General features: G+C 67.5%; 20 protein-coding genes, 1 tRNA gene, 1 other RNA gene and 1 pseudogene. 14 read left to right on the top strand and 9 right to left on the bottom strand.

Features of this window, described 5'->3' with window-relative positions:
- Window positions 1–58: 58 nt before the first annotated feature.
- On the top strand, window positions 59–1,522 hold the full coding sequence (locus BJEO58_RS13735) for a mycothione reductase (RefSeq protein WP_101590031.1): 1,464 nt from the start codon (window positions 59–61) through the stop codon (window positions 1,520–1,522).
- A 25-nt stretch (window positions 1,523–1,547) separates the two neighbouring features.
- Here BJEO58_RS13735 and BJEO58_RS13730 read toward each other — a convergent pair whose 3' ends face one another.
- Genes BJEO58_RS13730 through BJEO58_RS13720 form a run of 3 tightly spaced genes read right to left on the bottom strand, consistent with a single transcriptional unit; the run spans window position 1,548 to window position 6,221 of the window.
- A complete protein-coding gene (locus tag BJEO58_RS13730) occupies window positions 1,548–4,679 on the bottom strand; it encodes a bifunctional [glutamine synthetase] adenylyltransferase/[glutamine synthetase]-adenylyl-L-tyrosine phosphorylase (protein WP_101590030.1) in 3,132 nt (1,043 codons plus the stop codon).
- Window positions 4,676–6,013 (bottom strand): type I glutamate--ammonia ligase, encoded by a 1,338-nt coding sequence (gene glnA / locus BJEO58_RS13725; RefSeq protein WP_101590055.1) that lies wholly within the window; start codon window positions 6,011–6,013, stop codon window positions 4,676–4,678. The genes BJEO58_RS13730 and glnA overlap by 4 nt, the downstream gene beginning before the upstream one ends.
- A gap of 13 nt (window positions 6,014–6,026) precedes the next feature.
- Window positions 6,027–6,221, bottom strand: coding sequence for a hypothetical protein (locus BJEO58_RS13720; protein ID WP_101590029.1), 195 nt, complete (start codon window positions 6,219–6,221; stop codon window positions 6,027–6,029).
- Window positions 6,222–6,387: 166 nt separating this feature from the next.
- Here BJEO58_RS13720 and ald point away from each other — a divergent pair, with 166 nt between their 5' ends.
- Window positions 6,388–7,506 (top strand): alanine dehydrogenase, encoded by a 1,119-nt coding sequence (gene ald / locus BJEO58_RS13715; protein WP_101590028.1) that lies wholly within the window; start codon window positions 6,388–6,390, stop codon window positions 7,504–7,506.
- Between the two features lie 77 nt (window positions 7,507–7,583).
- Here the strand turns inward: ald and BJEO58_RS13710 are convergent, their stop codons facing one another.
- Entirely contained in the window at window positions 7,584–8,297 is a 714-nt protein-coding gene (locus BJEO58_RS13710) for a FadR/GntR family transcriptional regulator (RefSeq protein ID WP_101590027.1), read from the bottom strand.
- 162 nt (window positions 8,298–8,459) lie between these two features.
- Here BJEO58_RS13710 and map point away from each other — a divergent pair, with 162 nt between their 5' ends.
- Together map and ppgK are read left to right on the top strand one after the other, a co-directional pair.
- Window positions 8,460–9,374 (top strand): type I methionyl aminopeptidase, encoded by a 915-nt coding sequence (gene map / locus BJEO58_RS13705; protein ID WP_101590026.1) that lies wholly within the window; start codon window positions 8,460–8,462, stop codon window positions 9,372–9,374.
- Between the two features lie 41 nt (window positions 9,375–9,415).
- Window positions 9,416–10,258 (top strand): polyphosphate--glucose phosphotransferase, encoded by an 843-nt coding sequence (gene ppgK / locus BJEO58_RS13700; protein ID WP_101590025.1) that lies wholly within the window; start codon window positions 9,416–9,418, stop codon window positions 10,256–10,258.
- 72 nt (window positions 10,259–10,330) lie between these two features.
- Here the strand turns inward: ppgK and rnpB are convergent.
- Window positions 10,331–10,724: RNase P RNA component class A (gene rnpB, locus BJEO58_RS13695), an RNA gene on the bottom strand.
- A gap of 157 nt (window positions 10,725–10,881) precedes the next feature.
- On the opposite strand from rnpB, the gene BJEO58_RS13690 reads away from it, so the two are divergent.
- Window positions 10,882–11,757 carry an SDR family oxidoreductase gene (locus BJEO58_RS13690; RefSeq protein WP_246075993.1) on the top strand — a complete coding sequence of 292 codons (876 nt, stop codon included), beginning with the start codon at window positions 10,882–10,884 and terminating at the stop codon, window positions 11,755–11,757.
- A gap of 129 nt (window positions 11,758–11,886) precedes the next feature.
- Window positions 11,887–12,651 (top strand): YaaA family protein, encoded by a 765-nt coding sequence (locus BJEO58_RS13685; RefSeq protein WP_101590023.1) that lies wholly within the window; start codon window positions 11,887–11,889, stop codon window positions 12,649–12,651.
- A gap of 24 nt (window positions 12,652–12,675) precedes the next feature.
- Here BJEO58_RS13685 and BJEO58_RS13680 read toward each other — a convergent pair whose 3' ends face one another.
- Both BJEO58_RS13680 and BJEO58_RS13675 read right to left on the bottom strand, forming a co-directional pair.
- On the bottom strand, window positions 12,676–13,407 hold the full coding sequence (locus BJEO58_RS13680) for a zinc ribbon domain-containing protein (protein ID WP_101590022.1): 732 nt from the start codon (window positions 13,405–13,407) through the stop codon (window positions 12,676–12,678).
- Window position 13,408: 1 nt separating this feature from the next.
- Window positions 13,409–14,302, bottom strand: a complete 894-nt coding sequence (locus BJEO58_RS13675) for a Nif3-like dinuclear metal center hexameric protein (RefSeq protein ID WP_246075992.1) — start codon at window positions 14,300–14,302, stop codon at window positions 13,409–13,411.
- A gap of 22 nt (window positions 14,303–14,324) precedes the next feature.
- Here BJEO58_RS13675 and BJEO58_RS13670 point away from each other — a divergent pair, with 22 nt between their 5' ends.
- From BJEO58_RS13670 to BJEO58_RS13660, 3 genes are all read left to right on the top strand, one after another.
- On the top strand, window positions 14,325–15,833 hold the full coding sequence (locus BJEO58_RS13670) for a fatty acyl-CoA synthetase (protein ID WP_101590053.1): 1,509 nt from the start codon (window positions 14,325–14,327) through the stop codon (window positions 15,831–15,833).
- 58 nt (window positions 15,834–15,891) lie between these two features.
- Window positions 15,892–16,347 (top strand): Fur family transcriptional regulator, encoded by a 456-nt coding sequence (locus BJEO58_RS13665; protein ID WP_180951969.1) that lies wholly within the window; start codon window positions 15,892–15,894, stop codon window positions 16,345–16,347.
- Window positions 16,348–16,428: 81 nt separating this feature from the next.
- Window positions 16,429–17,904, top strand: coding sequence for a catalase (locus BJEO58_RS13660; protein WP_087005816.1), 1,476 nt, complete (start codon window positions 16,429–16,431; stop codon window positions 17,902–17,904).
- A gap of 382 nt (window positions 17,905–18,286) precedes the next feature.
- On the opposite strand, the gene BJEO58_RS13655 is transcribed toward BJEO58_RS13660, so the two are convergent.
- Window positions 18,287–20,212, bottom strand: a complete 1,926-nt coding sequence (locus BJEO58_RS13655; protein WP_101590020.1) for a heavy metal translocating P-type ATPase — start codon at window positions 20,210–20,212, stop codon at window positions 18,287–18,289.
- Window positions 20,213–20,251: 39 nt separating this feature from the next.
- Window positions 20,252–20,328 (bottom strand) — tRNA-Val (locus BJEO58_RS13650).
- Window positions 20,329–20,663: 335 nt separating this feature from the next.
- On the opposite strand from BJEO58_RS13650, the gene BJEO58_RS13645 reads away from it, so the two are divergent.
- The 5 genes and pseudogenes from BJEO58_RS13645 to BJEO58_RS13630 all read left to right on the top strand — a co-directional run.
- Window positions 20,664–22,325, top strand: coding sequence for an LPXTG cell wall anchor domain-containing protein (locus BJEO58_RS13645; RefSeq protein ID WP_101590019.1), 1,662 nt, complete (start codon window positions 20,664–20,666; stop codon window positions 22,323–22,325).
- A gap of 156 nt (window positions 22,326–22,481) precedes the next feature.
- Window positions 22,482–23,678, top strand: coding sequence for a DDE-type integrase/transposase/recombinase (locus BJEO58_RS13640; RefSeq protein WP_257904218.1), 1,197 nt, complete (start codon window positions 22,482–22,484; stop codon window positions 23,676–23,678).
- Window positions 23,679–23,711: 33 nt separating this feature from the next.
- Entirely contained in the window at window positions 23,712–24,623 is a 912-nt protein-coding gene (locus BJEO58_RS13635; RefSeq protein WP_144573822.1) for an IS1249 family transposase, read from the top strand.
- A gap of 60 nt (window positions 24,624–24,683) precedes the next feature.
- Window positions 24,684–24,803 (top strand): annotated as a pseudogene (locus tag BJEO58_RS14825) (transposase); the annotation flags it as partial.
- 69 nt (window positions 24,804–24,872) lie between these two features.
- The coding region (locus tag BJEO58_RS13630; RefSeq protein WP_180951968.1) for a transposase at window positions 24,873–25,119 on the top strand (247 nt) is incomplete at its 3' end.

Below are 25,119 nucleotides of genomic sequence, written 5' to 3'. Positions count from 1 at the left end.
TCCCGTCCACACTCTGAGGGGCCCCGCCGATGGCGGGGCCCCTCAGTAGACTGCCCGCATGACTCATTTCGACGTGCTCGTCATCGGCACCGGCTCAGGGAACTCCATCCTCGACGACCGCTTCGCGAACCTGCGGGTCGCGATCGCGGAGCCGTCCCTGTTCGGCGGCACCTGTCTGAACGCCGGATGCATCCCGACGAAGATGTATGTCCACGTCGCAGACGTCGCGCGGCAGGCCACCGACTCCGAGGACCTCGGACTGCAGACCGACTTCAGGTCCGCGGACTGGCCGTCGATCCGCGATCGCGTCTTCGCACGGATCGACGAGATCGAGGCGGCCGGGCGGCACTACCGCAGCGAGCAGCTCGACAACACGACCGTGCTGACGGAGCACCTGCGCTTCACCGGCACGCACTCACTCGTGGGTGACGGCGGCTCTGAGATCACGGCGGACCGGATCGTCATCGCAGCGGGCGCGCATCCCGTCGTACCGGACATCCCCGGCCTCGATCCCTCGATGGTCGACGCACCGGGCTCACCGATCCACACATCCCGGTCGATCATGCGAGTCGACGAACGCCCCGACTCCGTCCTCATCCTGGGCTCCGGATACATCGCCGCCGAGTTCGCCCACATCTTCACCTCGATCGGCGCAGACACCATGGTGGCCGTGCGCGGGGACAGCATGCTCGGATACCTGGACACAGAGGTCTCGGCCGCCTACACGGCCGCATTCGCCGCGGAGAACGACATCCGATTCGGCATCGAGGCCTCCGAGGCGGCGCTCACGGACGACGGGCGGGTCCGGGTCACCTTCGCGTCCACGGGCCGCGTCCCAGACGCCGAGGTCCCTGATCCGATCGTCGTCGAGCGCCTCCTCCTCGCTGTGGGGCGCGATCCGAACGCTGCCGGCCTCGACCCTGTGGCCGCAGGCCTCGATGTGCACCCGGACGGCAGGCTCTCGGTCGACGCCCACCAGCGCGTCCTCAGCGGCGGCGATCCTCTGCCGGGCGTGTTCGCATTGGGCGACGTCTGCTCTCCCTACCAGCTCAAGCACGTCGCGAACCATGAGGCCGATGTCGTCCAGCGCAACGTGCTCGTCGACATCGCTGCCGGGACACCGGGCGGCGCCCAGGAAGCCGACCTCGCGGCCGTACGGCACCACGCCGTACCGGCCGCCGTCTTCACCCGTCCCCAGATCGCCACCGTCGGGATGACGGAGGAGGAGGCCCGGGCCTCGGGCGCCGTCGTCACCGTGGGACGCCGCGACTATGCCGGGGTTGCGTACGGGTGGGCCCTGGAGGATCGGACCGGGTTCGCGAAGGTCATCGCGGACAAGGGCACCCGGCGCATCCTCGGTGCGCACGTGATGGGCCCGGAGGCATCGATGATCATCCAGCCGCTCATCCAGGCGATGGCGTTCGGCCAGCGTGCGGACGAGGTCGCTCACGGCCAGTACTGGATCCATCCGGCCCTGCCCGAAGTCGTCGAGAACGCGCTGCTCGACCTCGACTTCGCGTAGGCGCCCGCATCGCCCCAGCGGCCGCTCAGTCGTGCCGGCCCGCCCACGGGTCGTCGGCGTCCGCGGTGTCGTCGAAGCCGAAGAAGAGCCTCTCGACCACGCGACGGGCGCGGCGCGTGGCACTGCGGTAGTCCTCGGCGAGTTCTCTGCTCTGCCCTGCGGGATATCCGAGCAGGCGGGCACAGGCCTCGAGCTCGAAGAGGTCCGCCGGGAGCGACGCCGCTGTGCGGCCGCGGAACAGCATCGCAGCGGAGCGCAGACCGGATGCCAGCAGCCACGCCTCACGCAGCACCGCCGCATCAGACTCGTCGATCAGGTCGGCATCGACGGCCGCTGCGAGTGCCGGCAGCGTCGACGTCGTCCGCAGCGCAGGCACTCTGTGCGCATGAGTGAGCTGAAGGAGCTGCACCGTCCACTCCACGTCGCTCAGGCTTCCCCGGCCCAGCTTGAGGTGCGTGCTGCGGTCGGCACCGCGCGGCAGCCTCTCCGCCTCCATCCTCGCTTTGAGCTTCCGCATCTGCCGCACTGAACGGTCCGGCACGGACTCCGGGTACCGCAGTTCGTCGATCAGGGTCACGAACTCGTCGCAGAGAGCTGCGTCCCCGGCGACGGGACGTGCACGCAGCAGCGCCTGGGCCTCCCACGGCTCTGACCACTTCGCGTAGTACGAGCCGTACGACTCGAGGCTGCGGACAAGAGGTCCCGAGCGGCCCTCTGGCCGCAGGTCCGAATCGACCACGATGCCGGGCAGTGCGTCCGGCCGGGACGCCTCCTTCGTCAGGGCGAGGGCCAGTCGCTTCACATGCGCGGCGAGCGTCGATGAGGCCTCGGGCGTGAGAGGTGCGGCGCCGGCTGCCGAGGCCTCGCCGACGGGCCGGTACGCGAACATCACATCGGCGTCGGAGAAGTATCCGATCTCAGCCCCGCCCAGGCGGCCCATCGCGATGACCGCGAACTCGTAGGACGGCACGTCATCGCCGTCCATGGACAGGCGGAGTGCGGAGACCAGTGCATCGAGGTAGACATCCGCGCTGCGCGACAGCGCCGCAGCCGTCGCGTCCACGCCCGGCTGCTCGAGCACGTCGGTGAGCGCGGTCCGCAGGACCTCTCTGCCGTGGAGTGCGCGCAGGGGCCGCAGCGCCTGGGCACCGTGGCGCGACAGCAGAGTGCGTGCTTCCCGGGCGATCGTGTCGCCCGCACGCGGCGCCAGCGCGGTATCGTCATCGATCCATGCGACGGCATTCGGCACATGCTGCAGGAGGTTCGTGGCATAGGCGGACGCGGACAGCACGGCGGCGAGCGAATGCACGGCAGCTCCCGAATCGCGGAGCAGCCGCAGGTACCAGCTCGAATCCCGGAGGCTCTCGCCCAGACGACGGAACGCCAGGAGTCCGGCATCAGGGTTCACTCCCTCTGCCAGCCAGTCCAGCATCGCCGGCAGGACCTGTCGGTGGATCACCGCCGCACGGCTCACTCCCGACGTCGCCGCCTGGATATGGGTGAGTGCGGCCTTCGGGTCGCGGTAGCCGAACGCGGACAGCCGATCGCGCGCGTCAGCCGCGGTGAGGGAGGTGAGGACGGTGTCCGAGCTCGCAGCGTCGAGGATGGGCCTGTAGAAGATCTGCTCGTGGAAGGAGCGCACTCGGCGACGGACGTCTGCCAGCGCCCGGTCCAGGCGCGCGGTGGTCCGGTCTCCCGTGGAGTACACCGCGCGGGCGAGCCTCCTCCTGCGGTCCTCCAGCTGCGGGACCACCGCGGTGCGCAGGAGACGCGGGATCTGGAGGCGGTGCTCGATCACCCGGAGGAAGCGGTAGCAGTCGTCCAGACCCCGCGCGTCCCTCCGTGCGATGTAGCCGCGCTCGCCCAGCCGCGACAGCGCCAGCAGTGTGGCCGGGACGCGGATCGATTCGTCCACGCCTCCGTGGACCAGCTGGAGGAGCTGCGCGGAGAACTCCACGTCCCGCAGGCCGCCCCGCCCCAGCTTGATCTGCGCATCCGCCTGCTGGGTGGGCACCAGTGAGACGACCCGGCGCCGCATGGCACGGACGCCCTCGACGAACCCGTCGCGCTGGCTGGCGGACCAGACGTGAGGTCGCATCCTGTCCGCCCATTCCCTGCCCAGGTACACGTCTCCCGCCAGGTGACGCGACTTCAGGAGGGCTTGGAACTCCCACGATTCCGCGACGTCCACGTAGTAGGCATCGAATTCGTCGACGGTGCGCAGCAGCCTGCCCGACTTGCCCTCCGGACGCAGCGCGGCATCGAGTTCCCAGAGCGCAGGCTCCTGTCCCGCCGCTCCGACGATCTCCGTGATCCGTGCAACCATGTCCTCCGCGGTCTTCACCCCGTCGTCGTCCGGTGCGACCGCGTCATCGGGAGAGTCGTCGCCCGGCGCATGGACGTAGACGACGTCCACGTCCGACACGTAGTTGAGTTCGCGTGCACCGCACTTGCCCATCGCGATGACGGCCATCCGCACCCGCGCGACGGGATCGAGCTCCGCGCGCGCGATCGCCAGTGCGGCCTCGACCGCCGCACCCGCCAGGTCGGACAGTACGCGGCACACCTCGTCGACGACCTGCACGGGGTCGGCTGATCCGAGGTCGTCGGCGACCAGGCGCAGCACTTCGTCGCGATAGGCGCGGCGCAGCGCGTCCACACCGTCCTGCCCCGTGCGTGTCGCGACGGGGGACGCGACGTCCCGGTCGGAGTCCGCGCCCACGGCATGGAGCAGCAGGTTGCGCAGAGCCTCGGCCCCCGCGCCGGGAGAGTCGAGGAGCAGCGTGCCCTCTCCCTGCAGCCCGAGTGCGGACGCCGGATGGCGCACGAGGTGGTCGGTGAGCGCCTCAGAGGCACCGGCAACGGTCACGATCCGCCGCAGGAGCCCGGTGGACGGGGACCGGGACTCCTCACGCAGCGCGTCGAGAAGCCCCTCTTCGCCGCCCGCGCCCGCGGATTCGACGACGCGCAGCAGCCCGAGCGCCGCAGCGTCCGGATCGACAGCCGACGAGAAGAGCTCTCTGACAGCAGGCTCGGAGGCGAGCGACGTTCCCAGCTGCTCGTCGACTTCGCCGAGGAACCGCCGCACTCTGCTGGGGCGCCTGCGCGAGAGCGACCGGGACGGGTCGCTGCTCCTCCCTCGTCGGGTCGTGATCACAGTGAGCCGAAGAGTCGCTCGAGCTCGAAGGGCGTCACCTGGTCTCGGTAGCTCGCCCACTCCTGCCTCTTGTTGCGGAGGAAGAAGTCGAACACCTCCTCGCCGAGCGTCGTGGCCACCAGCTCGCTGTCCTCCATGAGGGAGATCGCGTGGTCGAGGCTCTGCGGCAGCGAGCGGATGCCCAGTGCGCGGCGCTCCGCGTCCGTGAGCCTCCAGACGTTGTCCTCCGCCTCTTCGGGGAGGGGGAGCTCGTCCTCGACACCCTTGAGCCCGGCCGACAGCATGAGGGCGTATGCGAGGTAGGGGTTCGCTGCGGAGTCGAGGCCGCGGTACTCGACCCGTGCCGACGACGCCTTCCCGGATTTGTACTGCGGCACCCGGATGAGCGCGGAGCGGTTCCGGTGCCCCCAGCAGATGTAGCTGGGAGCCTCGTGGCCCGTCCACAGCCGCTTGTACGAGTTCACGTACTGGTTCGTCACCGCGGTGATCTCCGGCGCGTAGTGGAGCAGCCCGGCGACGAAGTGCCGTCCGATCGAGGACAGCTGATACTCCGCTCCCGGCGCGTAGAAGGCGTTCGTCTCCCCTTCGAAGAGCGACACATGGGTGTGCATCCCGTTGCCGGGTTCACCGACGAGGGGCTTCGGCATGAAGGAGGCGTACACGCCCTGCTCCACAGCGACCTCTTTGACCATCGCGCGGAAGGTCATGATGTTGTCCGCCATCGTCAGCGCGTCCGCGTAGCGCAGATCGATCTCGTTCTGGCCGGGCCCCGCCTCGTGGTGGGAGAACTCCACACTGATCCCCATGGCCTCGAGGGTCTGCACGGCCTCCCTGCGGAAATCGTTCGCCGTCCCCCCGTTCACATGGTCGAAGTACCCTGCAGTGTCGACGGGGACGGGGACCGCACCGCCCAGTTCGCCGGACTGGAAGAGGTAGAACTCGATCTCCGGGTGGACGTAGAACGTGAAGCCCGCGTCTGCGGCCTTCGCCAGACTCCGTTTGAGCACGTTCCGCGGATCCGCCGGTGCGGGGCCGCCGTCGGGCGAATGGATGTCGCAGATCATGCGTGCGGTGGGGTCGGTCTCCCCCCGCCACGGCAGCAGCGAGAAGGTCGACGGATCGGGCCTGAGGACCATGTCCGCCTCGTAGACCCGTGAGAAGCCCTCGACAGACGAGCCGTCGAATCCGATCCCCTCGCCGAACGCCCCTTCGAGCTCCGCGGGCACGATCGCGACCGACTTCAGCCGCCCCAGCACGTCGGGGAACCACAGCCGGATGAAGCGGACATCACGGTCCTCGATGGTCTTGAGGACGAAGTCCTGCTGCTTGCTCATCGTCGCCATCGGCTCAGCCGTCCTCCCACTTCGCGTCCTCGCGCTCCCACTGGGCGGATCTGGAAGCGGCGGTGTCGAGAGCGCTGCGGGCCTCCGCTTCCGTGTCGTAGGGGCCCATCCGGTTCTCCCAGCTGCTCTGCGGGCCCTTCTCGACCTGACCGGACTTCGTGTTGAACCAGTAGTGCTCGGACGTCGGGGTGTCGGCCATGGCTGCCTCCTCACTGATGGACATGCGGAACGTGCATCCAGCCTACCGCCGCGGCCCGGCACGGTCCGGGCCGTCGGAGCATGCCCGGTCTGCACAAAAGGTTTGGTGCGCACACCTTTCAACGTCTACGCTCGAAGCGTCACAGCCGACGATGGAGGACAGCACCATGCGCATCAGCGTTCCCACGGAGATCAAGAGCGCCGAGCGCCGCGTCGCGCTCACGCCCGCCGGCGTCCATGACCTCGCGGGCCGCGGCCACGACGTCATCGTGCAGGCCGGAGCCGGACTGGGCGCGCACTTCGACGACGACGCGTACGCCCGCGCCGGTGCGCGCATCGTCGAAGACGCCGCGGCGGTCTGGGCCCAGGCGGACATGGTCGTGAAGGTGAAGGAGCCGCTCCCCGAAGAGCACGGCCACCTCCGCGACGACCTGATCCTCTTCACCTACCTCCACCTCGCCGCGGACGAATCCCTCACCCGGGCGATCCTGTCCGCAGGAACGACCGCGATCGCGTATGAGACGGTGCAGCCCGATGGCGGCGGACTCCCCCTGCTCGCCCCGATGAGCGAGATCGCCGGTCGTCAGTCCGTCCAGGAGGGCGCCCACCACCTGCTGAGCCCGGCCGGCGGCCGCGGGGTCCTGCTGCCGGGAGTCCCCGGCGTGGACCGCGCCCACGTGACGGTCATCGGCGCCGGGGCCGCGGGCGCCTCCGCCGCGCGGGCGGCGGTGGGCATGGGTGCGCACGTCGAGATCTACGACGTGAATCTGCCGCGCCTGCGCTATCTCGACGAGGTCTTCGACGGTCGCCTCCAGACGAAGATGTCGACGCCCCTCGACATCGCAGAGTCCGTGAAGCGCTCGGACCTCGTCATCGGCTCCGTGCTCATCCCGGGCAGCCGTGCGCCCAAACTGGTCACGGACGACATGGTCGCCGGCATGGGGCGCGGCAGCGTGCTCGTCGACATCGCGATCGACCAGGGCGGCTGCTTCGAGGGATCGCGGCCCACGACGCACGATGACCCGACCTTCGCCGTGCACGACACCCTCTACTACTGCGTCGCGAACATGCCCGGGGCCGCTCCAGTCACTGCGACCCGGGCACTGACGAACGCGACGCTGCCGTACATCGGGCGCATCGCGGACAAGGGCTGGAGGGACGCGCTCGGGGCGGACACCGCGCTGGGCCGCGGACTCAACGCGGCCTCAGGTCGCCTCACGAACGCTCCCGTGGCCCAGGCGTTCGGGATGGACCACCTCGACGTCGCCGAGGCCCTGGCGGGCTGACGCACTCCCTCCACCTCACGATGGCCGGTCCCACGGGGCCGGCCATCGTCGTACTCACGGGCCGGTCATGGTCGTGCTCACGGGCCGCCCATGGTCGTACCGCGGAAGTGCGCCTCGCACAGGCGGCCTGCGTCGTCGGCACGTCCAGCGGCGATCGCATCGACGATCGCGGTGTGGTCGTCACAGGCGCGGGCGAACAGCGAGGGTGAGAAGGGGTCGTGGCGGAAGCCCGCATTGATCTTCCGGTCCAGCTCCTGGACGATCTCCACCAGGTGCGGATTGTCTGCGGCCTGCGCGATCGCATAGTGAAGTCGCGCATCCGCGGTGCGGGCCTCCGCGGCGGTCCGCGCGCTCTCGTAGTCGATCGCACGGCTGCGCAGCTCGACCACGGCGCCGTCGCTCCGCCTGTCCGCCGCGGCGGCGGCGACACGGTTCTGGACGATCGCGCGCGCGTCGAGCAGATCACGACGGGTCCGGCGGAACTCCGTGAGCCGGTCGGCGTAGACATCGACCCTGCCGGCCTCGACACGGGAGATGAAGGTACCGCCTCCACGGCCTCGGCGACGGACGACGAAGCCCGCGCGCTCCAGCGTCGAGAGTGCTGCACGCACGCTCGAGCGGGAGACGGCGAGTGCGTCCGCGAGGTCGCGCTCGGCCGGCAGGCGCGTGCCCTCGGGAAGAGCGCCCGCGGCGATCGACGCCATGATGTGGTCTGCGATCTGGCCGGGGGTGGACGCGGCGGAGACGACGTCGGAGAGATCGGAGAAGGAAGCGTCCTCCTGCAGTCCCATACTCCACCTCCTGCCCACGCACTCCGTGAGACCACGGCTCCGCGCGACCGGTGTCCGCGCCGCGTCCAGGATATCGGCCCGAGCGCACTGACGAGCACACTACCGAAGCCTGGGCAGGCCCTCACGGGCATCGTCCTGCACGCTCGCTAGACTGGCCCCATCATGAATGGATCCACTGCGCCTCTGGGCACCCTCACCGCCGGCCGCCTGTCGCCTCAGCGCTTCGTCCCCGCTTCCATCCCCCGACCGGAGTACGTCGGGCGAGCAGAGCCGGACGAGGGCCGCGGCGGAGACCTGCACTCCCCCGAAGAAGTCGAACGGATCCGGGCAGCAGGGCGGATCGCCGCCGACGCGCTGGAGGCCGTCGGTCGGATGATCCGCCCGGGAGTCACCACGGATGAGATCGACGCGGTGGCCCACGACCACCTCGTCGACCACGATTCGTACCCGTCGACACTGGGGTACCGCGCGTTCCCCAAGTCCACGTGCACGTCCGTCAACGAGTGCATCTGCCACGGCATCCCGGATTCCACCGTGCTGGCGGACGGAGACATCGTCAACGTCGACATCACCGCGTTCAAGGACGGCGTCCACGGCGACACGAACTACACGTTCCTCGTCGGCGACGTCGATGAGGAGTCCCGTCTGCTCGTCCAGCGCACCTACGAGGCGACGATGCGCGGGATCCGCGCGGTGAAGCCGGGCCGTCAGATCAACGTCATCGGACGCGTCATCGAGAAGTACGCGCAGCGGTTCGGCTACGGGGTCGTGCGCGACTTCACCGGACACGGCGTCGGACGCGAATTCCACTCCGGCCTCATCGTCCCGCACTACGACGCGGCACCGCACCACGGCGACGTCATCGAGCCCGGCATGGTCTTCACGATCGAGCCGATGCTCAATCTGGGGACCGACAAGTGGGAGCAGTGGGACGACGACTGGACCATCGTCACCGCGGACCGCAAGCGCTCCGCGCAGTTCGAGCACACGCTCGTCGTCACGGACACGGGCGCGGACATCCTGACGCTCCCCTCCCCCGGTGCGACGATCGCCGAGGGGCCCGGTTCTCCCTCCTGACCCGGGAGACGCCCACGATCCGGATTCGAAAGGCGACACGCATGCCGCAGCGCTCATCCATCGATGTGTCACGTCTGGCCGTCGGCATCGACATCGGAGGCACCGGGACGAAGGCCGGCCTCGTCGACGTCGCGACCGGCACGATGCTGGGAGGCCGTGTCCGTGACGACACTCCGCAGCCGGCCACCCCGGAAGCCGTCATCGCGACTGTCGCGTCCGTGGTCGGAACGCTGGGTGCGGAAGCGGCTGCGGCCGGCCTCATCCGGGGTGCGGATCAGGTGGAGACGCTGCCGATCGGCTGCGCGTTCCCCGGTGTCATCAAGCACGGGACGGTGCAGTTCACGGGCAATCTCGACGATGCGTTCGACGGCTTCCCGATCGTCGACGCGCTGAGCGCAGCGCTCGGTCCGCACGTGCACATGGCGAACGACGCGGACGCCGCGGGGCTCGCGGAGATGACCTGCGGAGCGGGCCGGGAGCACCGTAGGGACACCGTCATGATGACGACGCTGGGCACGGGGATCGGAACGGCTCTCTTCGCGGGCGGTCGGCTGTTCCCCTACACGGAGCTCGGCCACCTCACGGTCGATGGGGCCGCTGCGGAGACGCGCACGTCCGTCGCGGCGATGCGTCGCGACGGCTACGACATGCAGGAGTGGTGCAGGAGGCTCACCGTCTACTACCGGGAGCTGGAGAGGCTGTTCTGGCCGGACCTCTTCATCGTCGGCGGCGGCATCTCGAAGCGCGCTGCGGACTTCCTCGCGGACATCGACGTGAAGACGCCGATCCGCGCGGCAGAACTGCTCAACAATGCGGGCATCGTGGGCGCCGGACTGCTGGGCCACGACAAGGGCAGGATGCGGGTGCGTCGCACCGACGCATGAGACCGGTGCGGATCGCGCACGCGCCGCTCCGCGATCGGAGCGCGGCACGGGCTGCGGGGGGGGGAACGAGGTGAGGACAGGCCGCCTGTACGCCGGGTTCTGTTCGTGCACCCGGTCACCCCGGTGCACGCGACGACCATCTGTCTGGGACCGCTGTCACCAGCGGCCTCGAGCGATCCACCCGACGGCTTCGGGCGAGCAGCCCTCGAACGCCGTCTGTCCGATCTTGCTCCGGGTGGGGTTTACATAGCTGCCGCAGTCACCTGCGGCACTGGTGGTCTCTTACACCACCGTTTCACCCTTACCCGTCCCGGGATCGCTCCCGGTCCGGGCGGTCTGCTCTCTGTTGCACTTTCCCGCGGGTCACCCCGGGTGGCTGTTGGCCACCACCCTGCTCTGCGGAGCCCGGACGTTCCTCAGCCCAGCGGCTTTCGCCCTGCTGAGCCGCGGCCGTCCAGCGACCTGTCCTCGACGAGACAGTCTAGCGCCTCATCGCACTCATGCTGCCCTTCACCCGGAGGCGTCCGTTCCCTTGCCCGTTGCTGAGGCGTCCACCACACTGCAGTGACCGGCACGTCGGCCGGCCGAGCCGACGCGAGACCCGAGACCCGAGAGGAGTCACCGTGCCTGAACTGGCAGTCGTCGCGGGTGCGACCGGATACGTCGGCCGATACCTCGTGCGGGAGCTGTCCGATCGAGGGTACCGAGTCCGCGCGATCGTCCGATCGCGGGAGCGCGCCGAGCAGCCCGGCGCCTTCGGCGCCCCGTCTCTGGCGGGTCGCGTCGAGGAATGGTGCGTCGGCGACATCACCGCGCCGTCGTTCGTCGCCGGAACCTGCCACGGAGCTGACCGGGTGTGCTCCGCACTCGGCGTCACCCGGCAGAAGGCCAGCCCGTGGGACGTGGACTACCTGGCCAACCTGCGCCTGCTGGAGGAGGCGGAGAATGCGTCGGTCGATTCCTTCCTCTTCGTCAACGTCATGCACGCAGCGGTCGGCCGGTCGCTGATCACGCGGTCGAAGACGGCCTTCTCCGAGGCACTGACCCGGTCGTCGACAGCACACCAGATCGTGAATCCGTCGGCCTACTTCTCCGACATGAGCGAGTTCCTGTCGATGGCCCGATCCGGATTCGTCCTGCTGCCGCCCGGACGCGGAGTCAGGATCGCACCCATCCACGGCGCGGACCTGGCCGCCTACTGCGCCGACCGTCTGGGCGACACCAGCGGCAGCTGGGACGTGGGCGGTCCGGACGTCCTCACCTTCGACCAGGTCGGGAGGCTCGCGGCCGCTGCCGTCGGGAAGCCCTGCCGTATGATCCGGATCCCGGCGGCAGCGGTGACGGCAGGAGTCTGGGCAGCCCGACGCGTCGGTGGCCGCACAGCCGTCCTCGCCGAGTTCCTGTCAGAGGGGTTCACCCGTGACGCGATCGGGGAGCGGTGGGGTGAGCATCACCTCGAGGAGTTCTTCCGAAGGAGCGCCCAGGAGAAGTCCGCGTAGGAGGACCCGGCGGTTCCCCACGATCCGCGTTCACCCGGTCGCTCCTCGCATCGCGGCGACCGGTACAGTCCTCGTGGTCGGTCACTCCGATCTCCACCCGCCCGCGGCGTCACCAGGAGGACATGCCCCGTGAAGATCCTGCTCCCCCCGTCGGAGGGCAAGACGCCGCCTTGCTCGGGGGATCCCGTGGACGTCGCCGGACTCACCTTCCCGCAGCTCGGTGAGGCACGGCACCAGATGCTCCAGACGCTCGTCGAGACCTCCACGCGGAGCGACGCGCTCACCCTGCTGGGCGTCGGGAAATCGCTGCACGAGGAGGTCCGTGCGAACACCCGCCTGGCGAGTGCTCCGACAGGGCCGGCCAGCTCGGTCTACACGGGAGTGCTCTTCGCAGCGATGGGCGCAGACGACCTCGCACAGGTCCCTGAGGAGAAGCGGTCCGCAGTCCACGTCATGTCGGGATTGTTCGGCATCGTCGGGATCGACGATCTGATCCCCGCGTACCGACTGTCGATGGGAGCGCAGCTGCCGGAGTTCGGTCGAGCGAAGACGTGGTGGAGGCCTCAGCTGGCGCCGGTGCTCAACGAAGCCTTCGCCGACGAGCTGCTGGTCGACTGCCGCTCCGCTGACTACCGTGCTGCGTGGCCGGGGCCGTCTGCACAGGTCGTCACGATCGACGTGGTCCAGGTGCGCAGCGGAGTGCGGAAGGTGGTCTCCCACTTCGCGAAGCACACCCGCGGTGAGCTGGTCGGCAGGCTGCTGCGCTCGCCTGCCGCACTGCCTTCCACAGCGGAAGACGTCGCCGAGGCCGCATCCGCCTGGTACGAGGTCGAGCTCACGCCCGCTGCGGGCAGGAAGCCCGCTTCCCTCACCGTGGTGCTGCCGGAGTCCTGATCGCGACGTGGACGGCGGCGGACGTCACGCGACCTTGAGCAGGAGCGTTCCACAGCCGTCGCAGTCGAGCATGCCCCCGGGGCCGAGGTTCCGGTAGGAGTCTCCGAGCATGCCGGAGAGCTGCTCCCCGCAGGCCCCGCAGGACCCAGCAGTCACGACCGCGGCGGCCGGATACGAGCCCTCCGCCCGGAGACGGCTGTGCAGAGCGGCGGGGATCCGCTCGAGCAGTGACGCACGGATCTTCTCGACTTCAGCGATCTCACCGGTGAGGCGCTCTCCCTCGCTCGCGCGCTCGGCCTGCAGTTCTCGTCCACGAGACGCGACCTCCTCCGCCTTGGCAGTGGTATCCGCCAGCTGCGAGGCCGTCGATTCCGCGGCCTCGAGTGCTTCGACCTGCTCTCCTTCGATCACGTCGATGCGTTCGCGCAGGCCCGCGATCTCGTCCTGCAGTCCCATGAGGTCCCGAGAGGTGAGTCCAGTACCGTCGTTGAGGCGCGTCTCCGTGCGCGTCACACGCTCACGCACGTCATCGGCGCTGTTCTCCGCATCCCGTGCGGCCTTCTCCTGCTCCGCGTGGACTGCGGCAAGGCGAGTGCGCTCGTTCTGCAGCTCGCCATGCTCACCTGCAAGAGCTCGCAGCGCCTCGAGTCGTTCAGTCTGCTTCGCCTCGTGCTGCAGCGTGCGCAGGTGCGAGCCCTCCGCGATCCACTCGCGCAGTGCGGCTGCCTGCTCCTCTGAGAGGTGTTCGTCGGCCATATCAGTCCTCCTGTGCGATCCGCAGCGTCCACGCGTCGGTGCGCCGGGTGGAGACCCTGACGCGCAGGTTCCAGCCGCGCTGGGCCGCCACCTCTCCCAGCAATTCAGCCGCCCGGTCGAGCCACAGCGATTCCGCGGCCCAATGTGAGATGTCGATGAGGTGCGGGAGGCCGGCGCCGCGATGTGCGGTGTCCCGGGCCTCGGTCGCGGGATGGTGTCGGAGGTCGGAGGTGATGTAGACGTCGGCGCCCACCTCTCGGACGGAATCGAAGAGACCATCGCCCGCACCTCCGCAGACTGCGACTCGGCGGACCTCGGCGTCGGGATCGCCTGCGATCCGCACACCGGTCACGGTGGCGGGCAGGACCTTCGCGAGCGTCTCCGCGAGCGCACGCACCGTCGTGGGCTCACGGTCGCCCCAGCGGCCGATGCCCACCCCGTCCGGAGCTCCGGCCGTCTGCACGAGCGGTCCCTCGACCGGCACCCCGAGCGTCTCGATGAGCGCGTCGGAGACGCCTCCCAGCTGTGAATCAGCATTGGTGTGGGCGGCGATGTGCGCGATCCCGGCACGGAGGAGGCGGGTGAGCTGACCGCCCTTGAGAGTGTCGGCGGCGACCGAGGTGATCCCCCTCAGCAGGAGGGGATGGTGGGTCACGAGGAGGTCAGCACCAGTCTCCTCCGCCTCTGCGATCACATCATCCACAGGGTCGACTGCCAGCAGGACCGACGTCACCCGCGCAGTCGGATCGCCTGCGGTCAGTCCGACGGAGTCCCACGCCTCCGCGTACTCCTCCGGCCACAGTTCATCGACGAGGGCGCGCACCTGCGCGAGCGTGGGTTCGACCATGGACCCACCGTAGTCGACCACGACGCGGACGTGAGTGGCACGCGTCACGCGCGTCCGCTACGTTCCCACCATGGGACAGATCACATCACCTCGCCAGAGCACCGTTGCCGACGTCGTGCGCCGCACGGCGCAGCGCACCCCCGAAGCCACGGCCGTCGCATTCGGCGATCGCACGTGGACCTACCGTGAGTGGGACAGCGCTGTGACCGCGCTGGCCAGGCACTTCGTGGGGCTGGGTCTCAAGCACGGGGACCGGGTCGCCGCATTCGGCGCGAACTCGGACCTCTACGTCCTCACGTACCTCGCCTGTGCGCGGGCGGGGCTCGTCCACGTCCCCATCAACTACCAGATGCGCGGCGATGAGCTCGACTACTTCTTCACGGACTCCGGGGCCACCGTGGTCTTCGCGGACGCCGCGCTCGCCGAGCACGTGACGGCGACCGCATCCGGCCCGACACTGTCGGTCCGGACGTTCGAGGACCTCGTGCCGGTCGCAGCTGCGGACGCTGTGGAACCTCAGCGTGACGACGAGTTCGCCGTCGTCGACACGGACGTCGCCCAGCTGCTCTACACGTCCGGCACGACATCGGCGCCCAAGGGCGCGATCATGACGCACCGCGCGCTGATCCATCACTACCTCAGTTGCCTCGACGTCCTGGACTTCGAGGCGTCCGACCGGATGGTCCACGCCCTGCCGCTGTACCACTCCGCCCAGATGCATGTGTTCCTGCTGCCGGCGCTCATGAAGGGCGGGTTCAACCTCATCGTCCCGGGCCCCGTCCCGGCCCAGCTCTTCGAGATCTTCGAGACGGAGCGGATCACGGCATTCTTCGCCGCACCCACCGTGTGGGTCGCACTCGCCAATCACGACGAGTTCGGTGCACGTGACCTGTCGAGCCTCGCGAAGGGCTACTACGGCGCGTCCATCATGCCCGGCCCAGTCCTGGCGCGACTGCGCGAGGCGCTGCCGGACATGGGCTTCTACAACGCCTTCGGTCAGTCGGAGATGGGCCCTGTCTGCACCGTGCTGCGGCCTGAGGAGCACGATGCACACCCCGGATCCGCCGGTCGTCCCGTGCTCTTCGTCGAGACCCGCGTGGTCGACCCATCCGGCAAGGACGTGGTTCCCGGCGAGCAGGGTGAGATCCTCTACCGCTCGCCACAGCTCTGCGAGGGGTACTGGAACAAGCCCGAAGCGACGGAAGAGGCGTTCCGGGGCGGATGGTTCCACTCCGGCGACCTCGTGGTCCAGGATGAGGAGGGCTTCATCGAAGTCGTCGACCGAGTGAAGGACGTCATCAACACGGGTGGCGTGCTCGTCGCCTCCCGCCAGGTCGAGGACGCGATCTTCGAGCTCGACGCCGTCGCAGAGGTCGCCGTCGTCGGCACTCCGGATGAGAAGTGGATCGAGGCGATCACTGCCTACGTCGTGAAGAAGGGCGAGATCGACGGCGATGCCGTCATCGCCCACGTCCGCGAACGCCTCGCACCGTTCAAGGTGCCGAAGGCGGTGCACTTCATCGATGAGCTGCCCAAGAACACCTCCGGGAAGATCCTCAAGCGCCAGCTGCGCTCCTGAGGGGCCGACTGCCTGCCCCTTATTTGCCACGGCACAAAAGAGCGACTACCCTAAAACTATGCAGAGAATGCAGGAAGCCGACCTCACGGACCAGGTGCGCCGCGCTGGAATGCGCGCCACACCGGGCCGTGTCGCCGCACTGGACTTCCTCACCGCGAACCCGCACTGCACTGCGGCGGAAGTCCATGCCGGCATCGCGGAACAGCTCCCGTCACTCTCGATGCAATCCGTCCACAACGTCGTGAACGACCTGACGGAGAAGGGTCTTCTCCGTCGCGTCGACGCACCGGGCGCAGCCCGCTACGAGACGCGGACGGACGACAACCACCATCACATCCGGTGTGTGGTGTGCCACCGCATCGAGGACGTGGACTGCGTGACCGGAGATGCTCCGTGCCTCTCCCCCGTCGGCACCAGTGGGATGCCTGTGCTCCTCAGCGCAGACGTCACGTTCCAGGCGGTCTGCACGGAGTGCGTCGGCGCGTGGGAGGCCTCCCGCGCCTCGACGGCATGACATCGGCCCGCACGGACCCGAACCGGCCCCAGTCCCCCTCAACCTCTCCTGCAGAGACATGTTTCGATCGGAAGGAAGAACATGACACAGTTTGATCCGACAAAGCCTTCGACCACGGAGACCGGCGCGCCGCGCGAATCCGACGCCCACTCGCTGAGCGTCGGCGCCGATGGCCCCCTGATGCTCCATGACGTCGCCCTCGTGGAGAAGCTCGCACGCTTCGACCGTGAGCGCGTCCCGGAGCGCAGCCCCCACGCGAAGGGCTCCGGCGCCTTCGGTGAGTTCGAGGTGCTCGAGGACGTCAGCAAGTACACGAAGGCGGACTTCCTGCAGCCGGGCAAGAAGACCCGCATGCTCGCACGCTTCTCCACCGTCGCCGGTGAGCTGGGCTCGCCGGACTCGTGGCGCGACGTCCGCGGCTTCGCCCTGAAGTTCTACACCGACGAGGGCAACTTCGACATGGTGGGCAACAACACGCCCATCTTCTTCGTCCGCGATCCCATGAAGTTCCCGGACTTCATCCATTCGCAGAAGCGCACGCCGGATTCCGGCCTCCGCTCTGCGAACATGCAGTGGGACTTCTGGACCAACTCGCCGGAATCAGCTCACCAGGTCTCCTACCTCATGGGCGACCGCGGCCTGCCGAAGACGTGGCGTCACATGAACGGCTACTCGTCGCACACCTACATGTGGATCAACGCGGAGGGCGAGAAGTTCTGGGTGCAGTACCACTTCCACACGGAACAGGGCGAGCAGAACATGACGAACGACGAAGCGGCACAGCTCGCCGCTGAGGACGCGGACGTCCACCGCCGTGACCTGTTCGACGCGATCGAGCGCGGAGATCACCCCAGCTGGACTCTGTCGGTGCAGATCATGCCGTACGAAGAGGCGAAGACCTACCGCTTCAATCCGTTCGATCTCACGAAGACCTGGTCGCACAAGGACTACCCGCTGCACCGCGTCGGCCGGTTCACACTCAACGAGAACCCGGTCAACCACTTCGCACAGATCGAGCAGGCCGCCTTCAGCCCCGCGAACACCGTGCCCGGCACGGGCGTCTCGCCCGACAAGATGCTGCTGGGCCGCGTGTTCTCCTACCCGGACGCGCAGCGTCACCGCATCGGCACGAACTTCAACCAGCTGCCGGTGAACGCGCCGAAGAACCCGACGAACTCCTACGACAAGGAGGGCGCGATGCAGTACCACCACTCGGGTGATGCCCCGGTGTACGCGCCCAACTCGTACGGTCGCGCCTACCAGGACACCCAGGGCCAGGTGGACAACGGCTGGGAGTCCGACGGCTCTCTGGTGCGCTCGGCGTACTCGCTGCACTCGGAGGACGACGACTTCGGACAGGCGCACACGCTGGTCCGCGAGGTCTACACCGATGAGCAGCGCGACCGCCTCGTCGAGACGGTCACCGGCAGCCTCATCCCCGAGGTCCAGGAGCCCGTCCTGTCGAACGTCTTCCAGTACTGGAAGAACATCGACGCCGAGGTCGGCCAGCGCATCCAGGATCTCTACTTCGAGAAGACCGGGAAGGCACAGGCCTGAGCCTCGCGTGACGCGCGCTCGCCGGGATCTCCGGACTTCTGACGCAGCATGACGGAAGCCCCGTCGCCACGGATATCCGCGGCGACGGGGCTTCCGTCGCATCGGCACCCGTCGATAGGCAGAGAAGGCCGCCGCTCCGTGTCACTGTGTGGATCGCGAGCTTGCGATGAGTGGACGGACCTCCAGAGGTACTCCCCACAACGGATGCGTCCCAGATGGTGGCGAGGTATTCATACCAAGCGCTTCGACCCGTTCGATGGCCGCCGTGGGAACCCAGGAGCAGTTCCGTCAAGAACACACAGGGAGTGGTCCCACGATTGCCCGCCCCACGTCGCCGTCTCGACACCGATCAGCATCGTCCAGTGTTATCTGGCCGACTGATTCACCCAGCTGGCGGTTCATGTCCAGTGACGCGGTCTCGCCGCGCCCCCTTGTGCGCTCGGAGCGCTCGGAGTGCACACACGATGGCGACGAGATCGACGATCTCCTGCAGGAGGGCACCCACCACTGCGGGTAGGTACCCGAATGCGGCAACGAGCATCAAGCCCACTGAGATGACGATGCCCATCCAGATCGACTGCAACGCAATCTGCACGGTCCGCCGCGAGACATACGCGACATCTGCCACGCGCGCAATGTCATTCGAGGTGATCACCGCCGCTGCCGACTCACTCGCAGCAGTGGCCCCTCGGCCCGCCATTGCGATGCCTACGTCAGCGGCTGCCAGCACGGGGGCATCGTTGATCCCGTCACCGACCATGAGCACGGGCCGCGGCCGCATGGCTTGTACGATCTCGACTTTGGTTCGGGGCGTGGTCTCAGCGTGAGCCGTCTGGATGCCAACCGCGTGTGCGACGGACTCTGCAGTGGATGTGACGTCGCCGGTCACCATCGCGATCTCTGTCACGCCGGCTTCGCGAAGGCGGGTCACGGTGTCTGCTGCGTTCGGACGAATCGGGTCGGACAGGATGATGACGCCCGCCAGTTCGTCACCGACTGCCACGTACACGGCCGTCTCTCCAGCTTGGAGTGCGGGGCGGGCGATCGGCCCGGTCACCTCTTCGATGAACGCAGGTTTCCCGACTCGCACCACGGCCCCCCCTACCAGGGAGGCGAGCACCCCATTCGTCGCCACTTCGTCAGCATGCGTCACTTCCGGCAATTCGAGCTGGTGGGTTCTTGCCGCTGCCACGATGGGGTCGGCGAACACATGCACGGAGTACTGCTCAGCGGCAGCCGCGAGCCGCAGCGTCTCGCTCGCCGTGCGGGAGGCCGGGTGAAGATCCACCACATCGGCTTTACCCTGCGTCAGGGTGCCGGTCTTATCGAACGCTGCCGAACGAACCCGGGCGAGCACCTCCAGGACGCCACCATCTTTGATGATGACGTTCAGCTTCGCGGCTGAACTCATACCCCCCATGAACGCGACAGGTGCAGCGATCAGCAACGGGCACGGTGTCGCAACCACGAGCACCTCAGCGAAACGCACCGGGTCACCGCTCAGGAACCAGGCGAGGCCTGCGATGAGCAGCGAAACAGCAGTGAACGGCAGCGCATACCTATCGGCGAGGCGCACCATGGGTGCGCGGGATTCCACGGCTTCTTCTACGAGCCGCACGATCGATGCGTAGTTCGAATCGGCCGCCACCTTCTGAGCGCGCATCGTGAAACTCGTGGTGCCGTTCACCGTCCCAGACAGCACAGGGTCGCCCGCGCGACAGCTCGCCGGGATCGGCTCACCGGTCACCGACGATTCATCGATCGTCGCGTGATCCGACAGCAGCAGTCCGTCAACCGGGAGAATCTCCGAGGATCGCACCAGCAGCGCATCGCCCACCGCGACCTCTTCGATCGCCACTCGTTCGACTTCCCCGGTCACCGGGTGGATCCGCCCTGCGAACGCTGGGGCTCGGGTCAGCAGCTGGTCGAGTTCCCGGCTTGCACGACGCGCGGCCAGATCCTCCAGCGCTTCGCCCCCTGTGAGCATCAACGCGATGATGAGCCCCGCGACATACTCATGCACAGCAAGAGTGGCGATCATGGCGATGACAGCAAGGACGTCGAGCCCCCAATGACCATGCATCAGATCCCGGACCATGCCTGAGGCAGTGATGACGATCACGACGCTGAGCACCAGGTAGGCGGTGACAGCGAGAGCTGTCGTCAGGCCGGTCAGCCAGAGCACCACCCCGGCCGTCAGCCCGAGCATCACGAAGATCATGAGCTTGCGGTTGCGGAGCAGCTCTACTGTCGGTGAGGTCGCGCGCGGCGATTGTCCGGTGTCAGGTGTGACGGTCTGTGCTGGCACTGCCGCCTCCTCAGTCCTTCTTTTCGAACAAAGACCTTCTGGTGGGCCCAGAGGGACTCGAACCCCCGGCCCCCTCGGTGTAAACGAGGTGCTCTGACCAGCTGAGCTATAGGCCCCACACCGCCCACGCGGCGGCTCAAGTATCGCACATGGACGCCGGCGGGCCGTCATTCATCTGAGGCGCGTCGTCTCCGAGTGACGGCGGTCGATCGATCGCCGGGGTGCGTGCGAAGCGTCTTTCCGACGACATACGGATCACGGAAGGATCACGGTCGGTCACATTTGATGACGAATCGGCAGATCCGTCCGAACACAATGATCAATAATTGTTCCGCACTCCCTGTGTTCCTACTGTGGTCCTCAAGAGATCGGTTCTCCCTCAGCGTGGAGGGGCCGGTCGAGGCCAGGATCCTTCGCCACGACGGCGGAGAACCGGAATGGAGTATCGGTGATGAAGAAGGAGACCCTCGCCCCCGCGGTGCTCGCCTCCCTCACAGCTGCGGGCCTCGTTCTTGCACCGGTCGCAGCATTCGCGCAGGATCCGGACACTCAGGACGTCTCACTCTCCGATGCGGGGGCAGACCCGACCGCGAATCCCACGCCGGAGGCCGCGGAGACGGAGCAGAAGAACGCCGAGGATGACACACCCGAGGCCTCCGAGGAGGAGACGACTCCGCCCGCACCGCCCGCTGAAGGCGACGACGAAGACGATGACGGCGACTCCGATGATGGCGGAGGCTCCGCGGCGCCCTCGGACCAGGCCACGGAGACTGAAGAGCCCACCGAAGAGCCCACCGAAGAGCCGACAGAAGCAGCCGATGCTGCGGACGTGACCATCACTCCTCAGAATGTCGATCTCACTGACGTCGTCTACTTCTCCGGTGAGGAGGAGCCGACCGGGGCCACCATCTCCGGAACCGAACTCGAGCCGAACACCCAGTACGACGTGACGGTCGCGGGCGGGCCCGAAGCATCGGGTGAACTCCAAGCCACCACTGACGGCGACGGCGCCTTCACGGTGACGTACACGATCGCAGTCGACTCCGACGCTGATCTGGAGACTTTCGCAGGCTCCCGCAGCGTCACTGTGGTAGATCCTGACGGCGAGCCCGTCGACCAGGGCTCGTTCGAGATCATCGACGACATCGAGGACGACGAGACCGAGGACGACGAAGAGGACGAGGACCAGGCGGATCCCGCACTGGATGTGCCCTCTTCGATCGAGGTCGACGACGTCATGGTCCCGGAAGGTGACGAGCCCGGAGACCGCGGCCTCCAGATCGCAGCGAGCGACCTGGCACCGGGCGAGCGGTACATGATCCGCGTCATCGCTCCAGAGGACACCCCGGACCTGTCGACGGAGTTCGAGGTCGACGCTGACGAGAACGGCGATGCGGTCGGCGCGTACTTCATCGAGTGGTACGGCGACTACAGCGCCGACGTCATCGCGGGCACCTTCGCGATCGAACTCGCCGACGAGGACGATGTGCTCGATTCCGCAGAAGTCGAGTTCACCGCCGGGTCCGATGACGGCGACTCGGACGACGGCGGTGGGTCCGACGAGGGCGGGGACGACGGCGATTCGGACGACGGCGACGGGTCTGAGGACACCGACGACGGCCAGCCGGGTGAAGACGACGGCGATGAGTCCGACGACGCGAACCTCGACCCGGGTATCACGGTGTCGCCGGGAACCCTGTCCGCGGCGGACTTCATGAACTACGACAAGGGTGTCCAGGTCGCCGCCTCCAACTGCCTGCCGGGCGAAATGGTCTCGCTCGAAGTCATGTGGCCGGGCTCCGATGAGGTGGCCTACGCCGACGGGATCGAAGCAGACGACGACGGCGCTGCCTCGTTCTCCTTCTACGGGACGGGTTCGAACGCGGCCGACTACGCCGGAACCTGGAAGGTTTCGATCACCTGCGGCGACGAGACGGTCACTGATTCATTCACGGTGACCGGCGCCCCGGGCGATGATGGAGGCAGTGGATCGGAGCTGCCTCGCACCGGCTCCGATGCCGGCGTCCTCGCGATCGCAGCAGCGGGCCTCCTGACAGTCGGCGCCGCAACGGTCATGCTCAGCTCACGACCGAAGCGTCGAGACACCGTCTGACCGACCTGAGTGCCTGACAGGAGGGCGGGCCGGGTGGAGATCCACCCGGCCCGCCCTCCGTCCGACCATTTGCGGTGAGTGTGGTGTTGAGTCTCACTACATCGGAAACATCTGTCTCGATACATCGGAAACACTTCAGGATCCGCATCATGAGGGATGAACCTCCGCCGACAGATCGTCCGGGCCGTGACCACCGGCACCATGACCCAGGCCCAAGCAGCACGCGCCTACCGCGTCTCTCCCGCGATTGTTTCCAAACTATTGAGACAGTGGGCCCTCGAAGGCGACGATGCCTTCCACCCGAAGTCCCGCAGACCCAATTCGCACCCCGCCACCACACCCGCTGAGACCGTCGAACGGATCCCCGCGATCCGCACCCAGCTCATCGAGCAGGGCCTCGACGCCGGACCCGCCACGATCCTCGAACACCTCCGCACCCACCACCCTGAACAGACACTCCCGTCCCGGGCGACAATCGCTCGGATCCTGTCCCGCGAAGGGCTGGTGAAGGCTCAGCCGAAGAAGCGCCCGAAGTCGTCCCTGCGGCGCTTCGAGGCGTCCCTGCCGAATGGGTGCTGGCAATCCGACGTCACCCACCTGCGCCTGGCCAACTCAACCACCGTCGACGTCATCACCTGGCTCGATGACCACTCCCGTGCGTGCCTGCACATCAGCGCGGTGGAGTCCGCGACCGTCAACACGGTCGTGTCGACGCTCACCCGCACTGCGAGGACGCACGGCTGGCCTGCCGCGACCTTGACCGACAACGGAGCGATCTACACCAGCCGCTATCGCGGCGGTATCAACCGATTCGAGAAGCTGCTCCGCGCCCACCACGTCGAGCAGCGCAACGGGGCTGGCAACCACCCTCAGACCCAGGGCAAAGTCGAGCGGTTCCAGCAGACGATGAAGAAGTGGGTCGAGCACCGACCCGCACCGGCCACGCTCGAGGAGCTGCAGACGCTGCTGGATAAGTTCCAGGTGGTGTACAACACCGAACGGGTCCATTCCGCCAAGCGGTCCACACCGTGGGCGGCGTACATCCGTGCACCGAAGGACACCCCGTCGACGGAACCACCTGAACCAGTCAGATTCCGCGCCGACCGAATCGACAAGCAGGGCAAAGTCACGCTCCGCTATGACACCCGCCTGTACTCGATCGGTGTCGGGCGAACCCACGCCCGAACCCGCGTGGTCCTCATCATCAAAGACCGCCACATCATCATCGTGAACAAGACCACCGGAGAGGTCCTCAAAGACTTCGGGTTAAAGGCCAAAAAGTGTGTCCGTGATCGGGCGCTTGCCCGCACCACAACTGAGCAACAGGCCAATCGCTTAGCTCCCGGGGCTTAGCATCAGTGGGGTGCTTCCAATCGAGCCGCTTGTGTGCTGTGTGCCGGACCACTGAAGAAGAACGGCAAAACCACCGCCGGACGGACCCGATACCGATGCACCCACTGCGGCGCATCCACTACACCGAAACGCGCGACCTCGACACGACGACACGAACTCACCGCGTTCCTGTCCTGGCTGCTGGGCCCCACCAGCCGCTCCCACCACGAGCACATGCCAGCCCGCACACTCAGGCGCCGCACTCAGTGGTGCTGGAACGTCGAACCCCCACCACCAGCACCCACAGGAGAGATCCACACCGAGCTCTTCCTCGACGGCACCTACTTCAACGGCTGGTGCGTCCTCATCGCCTCCACCCGCACACACGTCATCGACTGGCAGTTCTGCAACCGGGAGAAGACCGCGTCCTGGACCGCTCTCATCGAACGCCTTCCCGCCCCCGACTACGCCATCATCGACGGCAACGGACCCCTGACGACCACCATCACCCGGCACTGGCCGCACACCCGCATCCAGCGCTGCCTGTTCCACATCCGACAAGACATCCACAAACATCTGACTCGTCGCCCCGTGCTCGGACCGAACAAAGAACTCCTCGCCCTGACCAAAGCGCTCTCCCGCGTCACCGACCAGGACGAAGCCGCCACGTGGACCGCCGCGTTCCTCGAGTGGGAAGCCCGCCACGAGACGTTCCTCAAGCACCGCACCTACGCGAAACCCGGCGTCCAACCACCCGCGCACGTCACCGCGACGCAGAAGTGGTGGTACACGCATCAACGCACCCGCCGCGCCCACCGACTCCTGGCCAAGCTGATCCGGAAACAGCACCTCTTCACCTGGATCGATGCCGCCACACACGGCACTGAGATCGCGCGTGCGACATCTGTGCTCGAGGGCGCGTTCAACCAGCCGATCAAGGACATGCTGCGCCGCCACTGGGGTTAGCCTCGAGTTGTGGACACCCGAGATAGCGGGATCACGGGTTCCGCTGGAAGGATGTCTGGCATGTCGTCAAGCAGAAAGCAACGACGGTCGTACACCGAGGACTACAAGCGCGAAGCCGCGCATCTGGTCATCGATACAGGCCGCTCGATCGCGGCAGTGGCTGCGGAAATCAACGTCGGCTGGGGTTAGCCTCGAGTTGTGGACACCCGAGATAGCGGGATCACGGGTTCCGCTGGAAGGATGTCTGGCATGTCGTCAAGCAGAAAGCAACGACGGTCGTACACCGAGGACTACAAGCGCGAAGCCGCGCATCTGGTCATCGATACAGGCCGCTCGATCGCGGCAGTGGCTGCGGAAATCAACGTCGGCCCCCAGACGCTGGGCAACTGGGTGCGGCAGGAGAAAGAACTTCTCCACGGGGACGGAAAATCCACCGGTCCGTTGGAAGAAGACGAGCGGTCGGAGTTGAAGCGGCTACGGCGGGAAGTGTTCGAGC

This window comes from Brevibacterium jeotgali, assembly GCF_900169175.1.
In the GTDB taxonomy this organism is placed as follows: domain Bacteria; phylum Actinomycetota; class Actinomycetes; order Actinomycetales; family Brevibacteriaceae; genus Brevibacterium; species Brevibacterium jeotgali.
The sequence above is the reverse complement of the archived record's forward strand: the minus strand, read 5'-3'. Positions and strand labels throughout refer to the sequence as shown.

Bases quoted from the DNA above. Each gene is read 5' to 3' on its own strand.
- map (WP_101590026.1), top strand. From the start codon at position 8,460: ATGAATGGATCCACTGCGCCTCTGGGCACCCTCACCGCCGGCCGCCTG.
- ald (WP_101590028.1), top strand. From the start codon at position 6,388: ATGCGCATCAGCGTTCCCACGGAGATCAAGAGCGCCGAGCGCCGCGTC.
- glnA (WP_101590055.1), bottom strand. From the start codon at position 6,013: ATGAGCAAGCAGCAGGACTTCGTCCTCAAGACCATCGAGGACCGTGAT.
- BJEO58_RS13680 (WP_101590022.1), bottom strand. From the start codon at position 13,407: ATGGCCGACGAACACCTCTCAGAGGAGCAGGCAGCCGCACTGCGCGAG.
- BJEO58_RS13670 (WP_101590053.1), top strand. From the start codon at position 14,325: ATGGGACAGATCACATCACCTCGCCAGAGCACCGTTGCCGACGTCGTG.
- BJEO58_RS13640 (WP_257904218.1), top strand. From the start codon at position 22,482: ATGAACCTCCGCCGACAGATCGTCCGGGCCGTGACCACCGGCACCATG.
- BJEO58_RS13710 (WP_101590027.1), bottom strand. From the start codon at position 8,297: ATGGGACTGCAGGAGGACGCTTCCTTCTCCGATCTCTCCGACGTCGTC.
- BJEO58_RS13665 (WP_180951969.1), top strand. From the start codon at position 15,892: ATGCAGAGAATGCAGGAAGCCGACCTCACGGACCAGGTGCGCCGCGCT.
- ppgK (WP_101590025.1), top strand. From the start codon at position 9,416: ATGCCGCAGCGCTCATCCATCGATGTGTCACGTCTGGCCGTCGGCATC.
- BJEO58_RS13735 (WP_101590031.1), top strand. From the start codon at position 59: ATGACTCATTTCGACGTGCTCGTCATCGGCACCGGCTCAGGGAACTCC.
- BJEO58_RS13720 (WP_101590029.1), bottom strand. From the start codon at position 6,221: ATGGCCGACACCCCGACGTCCGAGCACTACTGGTTCAACACGAAGTCC.
- BJEO58_RS13660 (WP_087005816.1), top strand. From the start codon at position 16,429: ATGACACAGTTTGATCCGACAAAGCCTTCGACCACGGAGACCGGCGCG.
- BJEO58_RS13645 (WP_101590019.1), top strand. From the start codon at position 20,664: ATGAAGAAGGAGACCCTCGCCCCCGCGGTGCTCGCCTCCCTCACAGCT.